Here is a 9,502-nt window from a genome sequence, read left to right on the forward strand (position 1 = left end):
TCGGGTCAGCGGCGGCGGCCGAGCGCGAAGAGATCGCGAAGGCGCTGGTCGTCGGGTTGGGTCGGATGGTGAGGGTCCTCATCGTCCGACTTGTGTAGGAGCCGGGCCACGATGAGAGCCAAGGGAACCGACAGGAGCACCCACAGTGCGAGAATCACCAGCAGCGTCGTCATAGCTGGTCCTTCCTTAAGTCGGCAAGGTTGCGATGCCGATACAACGAGCCTCCGCCTGGACAGCTCGGCGCGGGTAGGGCACAACGTCCTCGGTGAAGTTGCGAAAAGACATACCCAGATCAGACCCACGCAACGCGCATTCGGCGCGGGCGTTTCCGGCGGTCACGACAATCGAGCAGGCACCGCGATCACCGTCATCGAGCCGGGCGCCACTTCGGTGAACCCGGCGTCGCGCACAGCAACCGCCGTGCCACGCGCGACCTCATCGGCCAACGCCTTCCATTGTCGCGCATCGGCTTCCCTTACGGAGCAACGGAATTCCTGCTCGGCCCAGCGCAATGCCTGTTCCGCGGTCAGCGCGCCCGCCAGCAACATGCTGGCGTGCCCGACCTGTGCGGCGGCCTTGCCGAGTGTCATGCCCAGTTCCGCGTCGATCCACAGCACCGGCAGTTCGGGATCGGCAGGCCCTGGGTCGTCGTGTTCGAGGTCGGTGCCACCGATCTGCAAACGTTTGATCCGCGGGTCGACCGCACCGACCGGCCCCGGCACGAACGCTCGGGCCTGCGCGCCGTCGACATCGACCGTGACACCGTCGACCTCATTCGCCGCGAGCCACTGGGCACCACGAGCGCGCCGCGCCACCTTGCGGATGCGTGAACGCTTCCAGGCCAGGTAGCGATCCGCCCACTCACCGCAGGGACCGACCCGTTCGTCCAGGCACAGCGCCACCGAGGCGGTCGCCGCCGCGGCGAGCAACGCGCTGCGCGGCGGCGGATCCAGCTTGGGCAGGTGCAGCACGATCTGCATGGCCTGCACCATGGCCGGATCGTCGGGATCGCCAGCGCCGCCGTAGCCCTGCGCGAGTTCCGCGTGCCGGACGCGGAACCCCGCTTCATCGAATTCCACCGGCGACACCGGGTTTTCCAGCGCGTCCCGGACTCCGGCACCACATTCCGGGATGCTCGACATCACTCCACCTTGATCGTCAATGAATACGTTTGCGCGGGTTCGACACCCTGCTCCCACGGCCGCAGATAATCCATCGAGAGCTTGGTGGTCCCCGCGGCCTTACCGACAAAGGTCCACACCGTACCGCCGCCGGAGCCGGGCGCGACGGGCACATTCGGGTCCGGCTTGAATCCCGGATCGCCTTGCGCCTGAAGCAGATTCGCGTCCAGCTCGGTGATCTGCCACATATATCCGGTGGACGGATTCGCGGGCAGCGTCACCACCAGCGACTGGCCGACGGCGACCCGGCGTTCCTGCCCGTTGTCACCTGCTCCGGCCGTCACCGGGGCAGGCCCCTGGGCCGAGGTCGGCACCGCCGAGGAGGTCGGGTCCGAGGACGAATCGTTCTTGCCGCACCCGACAACAGCCAATCCGAGCAGCAGCACAAGCAGAGATTTCCGCAACGCACCCTCCGATTTCGCCTAACGATCCTGGTTGGCGCCAGCTTACCGACGGTGTCCGACGAATCCGCCCATTGGTAGCGCCCGGTCAGTCGAGCAACCCCTGGTAGGTCTGGTGCCATGGCTGAATCCGCTCGAAAGCCGCGGCCAGACTCAGCACGGTGTCGTCACGGAAACGCCGACCGACGATCTGCATCCCGACCGGCAGCCCCTGCGCCGTCGTACCGCCGGGCACCGAGATCGCCGGGTGGCCGCTGTAGTTGAACGGATGGGTCAGACACCAGCCGAGCACCGGATCGACGGTCTCCCCCGCGACCGAGTCCGGCCCGACCGTCCAGCCGTCGTCCGCATTGGGCACCCCGGCCACCGCGAGGGTCGGGCTGATGATCGCGTCGTAGCCGTCCAGGACCGCGAGGATCGCATCGAAGATCGCGGTGCGCAGGAACTGATCCCGGCGCGTCTGCGCCATGGTCATCGCGGCGCCGCGATCGGCGACGGCGCGCAGTTGCGGCGGCAGGTTGTCCCAGGACACCGCGCGCAGGTCGAGTCCGAGATCGCCGAACATCTCGAGCAACGACACCATGGCCGACCCGGTGAGCCGCAGCCACAGATCGGTGACCTCCTGATGCGGTGCGGGCAGCGCGAATTCGGGTGTCTCGACCTCGACGCCCGCGATCTCGAACGCGCGTACCGCCGCGTCGACGACCGTACGCACCTCGGCCTCGACCGGAAAGCCGCCGAGCGTCGGAAGATACGCCACCCGCAGGCCCGCCACCGGCGCGAAGATCGCGTCGCTGTACCGCTGGGTGGCCAATGGCACGCTGCCTGGGTCGTTTTCGTCGAAGCCCGCCATCGCGTCCAGCATCAGCGCGCAGTCCTCGACCGAACGGGCCAGCGGGCCGTTGCCCATGAACGGATCCATGGTGAAGAAGGCATCCGGCCGCACCACCCCGGCGAGCAGCCCGTAGCTCGGCTTGAGGCCGACCACGCCACACATGGCGGCCGGAATACGTACGGAGCCACCACCATCGGAGCCTTGCGACAACGCGCATAGGCCCGCCGCGACCGCCGCCGCGCTGCCGCCCGACGAGCCACCCGCGTTGTGGTCCAGGGCGAACGGGGTGCTGGTCGGCCCGAACAACCGGTTGTCGGTGGTCGCCTTGTGCCCGAACTCAGGCGTGTTCGTCTTGCCGAGCACGATGGCGCCGAGCTCTTCGAGCCTGCGCACGTGCGGAGCGGTCTCCTCCGGCACATACGCGGCAAACTCCTTGACGCCGAACGTATTCGGCACGCCCGCCTTGAAGTCGAAGAGATCCTTGATCGCGATCGGCACCCCGTGCAGCGGTCCGCGCACCCGCCCGGCGGCCACCTCGGCCTCGGCCGTCTTCGCCGCGGCCCGGGCCTCGTCGGCGAGCACGCTCACGTAGGCGTTGATCTGGGTGTTCTTGTCCTCGATCCGGCTCAGGTACGCGTCGACCACCTCGACCGGCGACACCGCACGACTGCGGATCCGCCGCGCGAGCTCCGCCGCGGGCGCCAGGACGAGTTCTGCCACTTCGTTGTTCGTCATGCAGCGACGCTAGCGACGAAAATCACTGCACTACTGTCGAATTAGATTAACAACAGCGAAAACTACGGTGCGACAACGACAACCGATTCTTGTCTTTGTCTCGAACGGCCCGCGCTACCTGGCCGTTCACTGATCGAGTGGCACCCGCCGCACGCCGCCGTCCCTGGCGTCGGCCGCCTCCACCTCGTGCCGGGTGACGCCGAGGACGTACAGCACCGCGTCCAGGTAGGGATGCGACAGTGCCGCGTCGGCGATCTCGCGGAGCGCGGGCTTGGCGTTGAACGCGACCCCGAGCCCGGCCGCGTTGAGCATGTCGATGTCATTGGCGCCGTCGCCGACCGCGACCGTCTGCTCCATCGGCACCCCGGCCTCGGCGGCGAACTTGCGCAGCGCGGTGGCCTTGGCCGCGCGGTCGACGATCTCGCCGACGACCCGCCCGGTCAGCTTGCCGCCCTTGATCTCCAAGGTGTTGGCCTGTACGAAGTCCAGCTCCAACTCGTGCGCCAGCGGCTCGATCACCTGACGGAACCCGCCCGACACCACGCCGCAGCGGAAGCCGAGCCGACGCAGCGTGCGAATGGTGGTGCGCGCGCCGGGGGTCAGCTCGATCTGGTCGGCTACCTCCTCGATCACCGACTCGTCCAAGCCCTCCAGGGTCGCGACCCGCTGCCGCAGCGACTCGCCGAAGTCGATCTCGCCGCGCATGGCCGCCTCGGTGACCTTGCGGACCTGCTCCTCGACGCCCGCGTGCGCGGCGAGCATCTCGATCACCTCGCCCTGGATGAGGGTGGAGTCGACGTCGAACACGATGAGGCGCTTGGCCCGGCGGGCCAGCCCGGCGCGTTCCACCGCGACGTCGACCCGTTCGGCCACCGCCACCTCGGCCAGCGCCGTGCGCAGCCGGTAGTCAGTGCCTGCCCCGGTGTCGGTCGCGGTGACCAATAGCTCCATCCCGGTAACCGGGTAGTCCGCGATGCCGCGAATGGTGTCGATATTGGCGCCGAGGGTGGCAAGCTGCCGTGACACCGCGCTGAACGCGTGTGCGGTGACCGGGGCGCCCAGGATGACCACGGCGTGGGTGGACATCGGCTCCCGGCCGATCGCCGCGTCGACCTCCACGTCGACGTGCACGCCGACGGTGTTCATCGCTTCTTCGAGCTCTTCCTGCAGCGACTCGGGGTCACCTGGGCAGGTAACGAGCACGCCGAGGGTCAGTCGGCCGCGAATGACGACCTGCTCGACGTCGAGCAGGCTCACGTGGTGCCTGGACATCGCCGCGAGCAGCACGGACGTCACACCGGGACGGTCGGGTCCGGTGACGGTGACGAGAACGGTGGTGTCGGCCACGATGGTGTAGCTCCAAGTCCTGTGTTCGATGGAGACGCTCTGCGCTCAGTGTAAAAAGCTGAGCACAGCAGCGACCTACACCTGGGCACCAGCGCCACCTAACGGAAGCACCCTGCGGTGAGCAATTGACACATGCGAGGGGCCGTATTGCGTAAACATTTGCAATGTAAAACGCGCATGCACCCGCTATGACCAGCAGGTGCACACTCGTCGTTGTATCTGAAAATCCTACTTGGTTACCACTGCGCCTTCGTGGACGTCGTGGGCGTGCTTACCCGAACCCCAGCCCACGTGCGCTTCGGCGCGCATCCGCTCGACCATGTGCGGATAGTGCAGCTCGAACGCCGGACGCTCGGATCGGATCCGCGGCAGCTCGTAGAAGTTGTGCCGTGGCGGCGGGCAGCTGGTGGCCCATTCGAGCGAGTTGCCGTAGCCCCACGGGTCGTCCACGGTGACGACCTCGCCGTACCGGAAGCTCTTGAAGACGTTCCAGATGAACGGCAGCATCGAGGCGCCGAGGATGAACGCGCCGATGGTGGAGATGGTGTTCAGCGTGGTGAAACCGTCGCTGGGCAGGTAGTCGGCGTAACGACGCGGCATGCCCTCGGCACCCAGCCAGTGCTGCACCAGGAACGTGGTGTGGAAGCCGACGAACGTGGTCCAGAAGTGCCACTTGCCAAGGCGCTCGTCCATCATCCGGCCGGTGATCTTCGGGAACCAGAAGTAGATGCCTGCGAAGGTGGCGAACACGATGGTGCCGAAGAGCACGTAATGGAAGTGCGCGACAACGAAGTACGAGTCGGTGACGTGGAAGTCCAGCGGCGGGCTGGCCAGGATGACACCCGAGAGACCACCGAAGAGGAACGTCACCAGGAAGCCGATCGACCACAGCATCGGCGTCTCGAACGTCAACTGCCCGCGCCACATGGTGCCGATCCAGTTGAAGAACTTCACGCCCGTCGGCACCGCGATCAGGAACGTCATGAAGGAGAAGTACGGCAGCAGCACGGCACCGGTGGCGTACATGTGGTGCGCCCACACCGCGATGGACAGCGCGGCGATGCCGAGCGTCGCGTAGACCAGCGTGGTGTAACCGAAGATCGGCTTGCGCGAGAACACCGGGAAGATTTCGGACACGATGCCGAAGAACGGCAGCGCGATGATGTACACCTCGGGATGCCCGAAGAACCAGAACAGGTGCTGGTAGAGCAGCACGCCGCCGGAGGCCGGGTCGTAGATGTGGCCACCGAGGTGGCGGTCGTAGGCCAGGCCGAACAGCGCGGCGGTCAGCAGCGGGAAGGCAAGCAGGACAAGCACGCTGGTGACGGCGATGTTCCAGGTGAAGATCGGCAGCCGGAACATGGTCATGCCGGGGGCACGCAGGCAGACGACGGTAGTCAGCATGTTGACGCCACCGAGGATGGTGCCCAGACCGGAGACGGCGAGGCCGAGGATCCAGAGGTCGGCGCCGACGCCCGGCGAGTGCAGGATGTCGGTCAGCGGGGTGTAGGCGGTCCAGCCGAAGTCGGCCGCGCCACCCGGAGTGATGAAGCCCGCGGTCGCCATCGTGCCGCCGAACAGGTACAGCCAGTAGCTGAACGCGTTCAGTCGCGGGAAGGCGACGTCAGGGGCGCCGATCTGCAGCGGAAGCACGATGTTCGCGAAGCCGAACACGATCGCGGTCGCGTAGAACAGCAGCATGATCGTGCCGTGCATGGTGAACAGCTGGTTGAACTGCTCGGGCGAGAGGAACTGCAGGCCGGGGCGCGCGAGTTCGGCGCGCATCATCAGCGCCATCAGGCCACCGACGAGGAAGAAGCTCATCGCGGTCACCAGGTACATGACCCCGAGCACCTTGGGGTCGGTGGTGGTGACCATCTTGTAGAGATACGAACCCTTCGGCCCGGTCCGTGCCGGATACGGCCGAGTCGCTTCCAACTGCTGGACTGGCTGGGGCTCTACCGCAGTCACTGATCCTCCTGAAGGTGCCTTTAGGTTCGCTCCGCAGGCTCCGCTGCTTGCATCCATCCCCATGTCGGAACAGACGACAGTTCGCTTGCGCTTCTGGAATCGTAAACCGTGCTGCCGCAGCAATCCGCACGGGTCCTACTCTGTGTCGTATTTCGTTGGTGAGCACGGACCGACGGCAGCGATGAGTTTCGTTCGCGGCAGGCGTCTATATCGGTGACCAGTGTTCCACCCCTGCCCAGGAGACCAGCGATGAGCGACCAGAACCAGCCCAAGCCCGGCGATCCCTGCTGGGTCGATCTCTACACTTCCGATCTCGACCGCAGCATCGCGTTCTACGGCGAGCTGTTCGGGTGGACCGCCGAGCGCGCCGAGGAGTTCGGCGGGTACGTCACCTTCCGGCAGGACGGCCTCGCGGTCGCGGGCGCCATGGGACACACCGAAGGTGAGGCCGACGCGCCCGAGCAGTGGACCATCTACCTCGCGAGCACCGATATCCAGGCCACCACGGACCAGGCTGTCGCACAGGGCGGCAGCGTGGTCGTGCCGCCGATGGCGGTCGGCGATCTCGGCAGCATGGCCGTACTCGGCGACGCGGGCGGCGTAGGCGTCGGCGTCTGGCAGGCGGGCACGTTCCGGGGCATCGAGACCGCCGCCCTGGTCACCGGCGGAAAATGGGGCGCCAACGAGGGCGTGCCGTCCTGGTTCGAGCTGCACACCCGCGCCTACGGCACCGCGCTCGATTTCTACCGTGACGTGTTCGGCTGGCAGGACCCGTTCACCGTCTCGGACGCAGACGAGTTCCGCTACACCACCATTCATTCGGACAGCCCCATGCTGGGCGGTGTCCTCGATGCCTCGGCCTTCCTGCCCGAGGGCGTCCCCGGCGCCTGGAGCGTGTACTTCGGCGCCGACGATGTGGACAAGACGGTCGCCAAGGTCGTCGAGCTGGGCGGTTCGGTGGTGCGACCGCCCGAGGACTCCGAATTCGGCCGGTTGGCGACGGTCACCGATGTCACCGGCGCGCGCTTCAGCATCGGCGGGGACAAGGCCTGAACCCGCTACCGTGCGGAATTCCCTGTCCGACAGCGGGATTCCGCGCGACCTAGCCCGGTGTGCCGCGGGGATGCGGCACACCGGGCGGCCGCCGACCCATGCGCGCCACGGAATACGGCACGCGGTGGCGCTGACCTGTCCCCGTCCGGCCGCACCCACGCATGTACCCTCACCCGCATGCCGCTGAGCGCCTTCGTTCGCACCCGAAACCGCACAGCTTCACCCCGATCCGGCACCGCCCGTGTGGCCCGCCGGATCATCGCCTTCGCGGCGTTATCCGCGACCGTCGTCGCGGCGGGCTGCAGCAGCAAGCCCGACGACGCGAGCAGCATCGTGCGCACCACCACGAACATCGCCGGTGCGGGCGTCATCGGGCTCGAGCGCGACACCACCAAGGCCTGTGCCCTGCCGAGCGCACCCGATCCGGCGAGCGGCAGCACACGCAGTGTCACGCACGCCGTCGGTGTGTCGGAGGTGCCCGCCGATCCGCAGCGCATCGTGGTGCTCACCACCTCAGCCCTGGACGCGGTATGCGCGGTCGGCCTGTGGGAACGCGTCGTCGGCGCGGTCACCCTCGACGGCCCGGATCCGCAGCCCGCCTACCTCGGCACCGGCGTGCTGAAGATTCCCGGCGTCGGCACCGCCGCGCAGCCGAATCCGGCGCTCATCGCCGACCTGCACCCCGATCTCATTCTCGGTGACATCCCCACCGCCACTGCGAGTTTCGACGCGCTCCGGCAGATCGCGCCCACCGTCCTGGTCGGCGCGAACAACAGCTGGCAGGCCGAATTCACCGCGCTCGCAACGGGATTGGGCCGCCGCGCGGCTGCGGACACCGCGCTGGACAACTACCGCACCGAGGCGACCGACATCGGTAACGCGATCTCGGCCACGCAGACCCAGGCCTCGCTACTCCGATTCACCGCCGATACCAACGAGGTTCAGGGCAGCAACAGCTTCGCGGGCCAGGTCGTCGGCGACGTGGGCGTGCAGCGGCCCACCGCCCAGCGCGGCCCCTCCTTCGACGTCAACCCCGACCAGTTCGCCACCAAGGTGGAGGGCGACCTGATCTACGTGATCCTCGCCGGTGAACAGGGCAAGAAGCACGGCGAGACGGTGATGCGCACCGACGACTGGAAAAACCTCGGCGCCGCGACCGACAAACGCGTCTTCGCCGTCGAGGACACCGTCTGGCACGGCAACGGCCTCGTCGCCGCCCGCGCGTTGCTCACCGATCTGAACGGCACCCTCAACGGATTCGTGACTGACTGATCTAGCTCCGCAGTACCCCCTGGGGTGAATATTTCCCCACCCTGGGAGGTAGCAGCACCAGCGCTTGGGTTGCTGTCGAAGTTCTCCCTCGTAGACGAGATTTAGAGGTACGCAAGACCACCTCTGCACCGCGACTTCGAGGGACAACCACAATGCATACGCTGACCGATTCGCTCGCCGACAACCTCCGCCTGCTGCCGCTCGCGCGGCCCGTCGCCGAGGTCGATCCGAACGCGGTCGTGGTGTCCACCGACGACTGCGCGCTCACCTACGCCGAGCTCGATCGCTGGTCGAACCGGCTGGCCAGGCTGCTGCTCGGGATCGGCGCGGGCGCCAACACCCGGGTCGCCCTCGCCATCGCCGACGAGATCGAGTCCGTGGTCGCCGAGCGGGCCATCGTCAAGATCGGCGGCACGCCGGTCCCCGCCGCCGCGGACGGGGCGTTCATGCTCGGCACCACCCTCGGCGTGACCACCAAGGCGCAGCGCGGCGAGCTCACCGACGCGATCTCCTGGCTGGTGCTGGACGACCGCTCCACCCTGCAGCGCTACCTCGCGGGCTCGGACGCACCGCTCACCGAGGCCGACCAGCTGCCCATGGCGGCCTGACCCGCCGGGCGCACCTGGTTCGGGCGCGCCTCGCGGCATGTTTGCCGGACTTGTCGGCAATCGGCATCGGTGCACACGTCATCGGTTCAGAATGAATCC

9 protein-coding genes are annotated in these 9,502 nt (G+C 67.4%); 3 read left to right on the forward strand and 6 right to left on the reverse strand.

All coding sequences use genetic code 11. The annotated features are described in order from the left end of the window. Positions 1-5 precede the first annotated feature (5 nt). The 6 genes from ACIBK2_RS19985 to ctaD all read right to left on the reverse strand — a co-directional run bounded on the left by ACIBK2_RS19985 (position 6) and on the right by ctaD (position 6,470). The gene (locus ACIBK2_RS19985; RefSeq protein WP_396969003.1) at positions 6-173 is read right to left on the reverse strand and encodes a hypothetical protein; all 168 of its coding nucleotides are present in this window, start codon (positions 171-173) and stop codon (positions 6-8) included. A gap of 162 nt (positions 174-335) precedes the next feature. Continuing rightward, positions 336-1,142, reverse strand: a complete 807-nt coding sequence (locus ACIBK2_RS19990) for a peptidyl-tRNA hydrolase (RefSeq protein WP_396969004.1) — start codon at positions 1,140-1,142, stop codon at positions 336-338. Further along, positions 1,142-1,585, reverse strand: coding sequence for a protease inhibitor I42 family protein (locus ACIBK2_RS19995; RefSeq protein WP_396969005.1), 444 nt, complete (start codon positions 1,583-1,585; stop codon positions 1,142-1,144). Before ACIBK2_RS19995 ends, ACIBK2_RS19990 begins: the two co-directional genes overlap by 1 nt. A gap of 85 nt (positions 1,586-1,670) precedes the next feature. Then, positions 1,671-3,152 carry an amidase gene (locus tag ACIBK2_RS20000; RefSeq protein ID WP_396969006.1) on the reverse strand — a complete coding sequence of 494 codons (1,482 nt, stop codon included), beginning with the start codon at positions 3,150-3,152 and terminating at the stop codon, positions 1,671-1,673. A gap of 126 nt (positions 3,153-3,278) precedes the next feature. Continuing rightward, entirely contained in the window at positions 3,279-4,499 is a 1,221-nt protein-coding gene (serB, locus tag ACIBK2_RS20005; protein ID WP_396969007.1) for a phosphoserine phosphatase SerB, read from the reverse strand. A 228-nt stretch (positions 4,500-4,727) separates the two neighbouring features. Then, positions 4,728-6,470, reverse strand: coding sequence for a cytochrome c oxidase subunit I (ctaD, locus tag ACIBK2_RS20010; protein ID WP_396969008.1), 1,743 nt, complete (start codon positions 6,468-6,470; stop codon positions 4,728-4,730). A 249-nt stretch (positions 6,471-6,719) separates the two neighbouring features. Here ctaD and ACIBK2_RS20015 point away from each other — a divergent pair, with 249 nt between their 5' ends. The 3 genes from ACIBK2_RS20015 to ACIBK2_RS20025 all read left to right on the forward strand — a co-directional run bounded on the left by ACIBK2_RS20015 (position 6,720) and on the right by ACIBK2_RS20025 (position 9,403). Beyond that, positions 6,720-7,523, forward strand: coding sequence for a VOC family protein (locus ACIBK2_RS20015; RefSeq protein ID WP_396969009.1), 804 nt, complete (start codon positions 6,720-6,722; stop codon positions 7,521-7,523). 177 nt (positions 7,524-7,700) lie between these two features. After that, on the forward strand, positions 7,701-8,795 hold the full coding sequence (locus ACIBK2_RS20020; RefSeq protein ID WP_396969010.1) for an ABC transporter substrate-binding protein: 1,095 nt from the start codon (positions 7,701-7,703) through the stop codon (positions 8,793-8,795). Between the two features lie 152 nt (positions 8,796-8,947). Beyond that, entirely contained in the window at positions 8,948-9,403 is a 456-nt protein-coding gene (locus tag ACIBK2_RS20025) for an AMP-binding protein (protein WP_396969011.1), read from the forward strand. Positions 9,404-9,502: the final 99 nt, after the last annotated feature.

Source organism: Nocardia sp. NPDC050175 (assembly GCF_044459885.1).
Lineage (GTDB): Bacteria > Actinomycetota > Actinomycetes > Mycobacteriales > Mycobacteriaceae > Nocardia.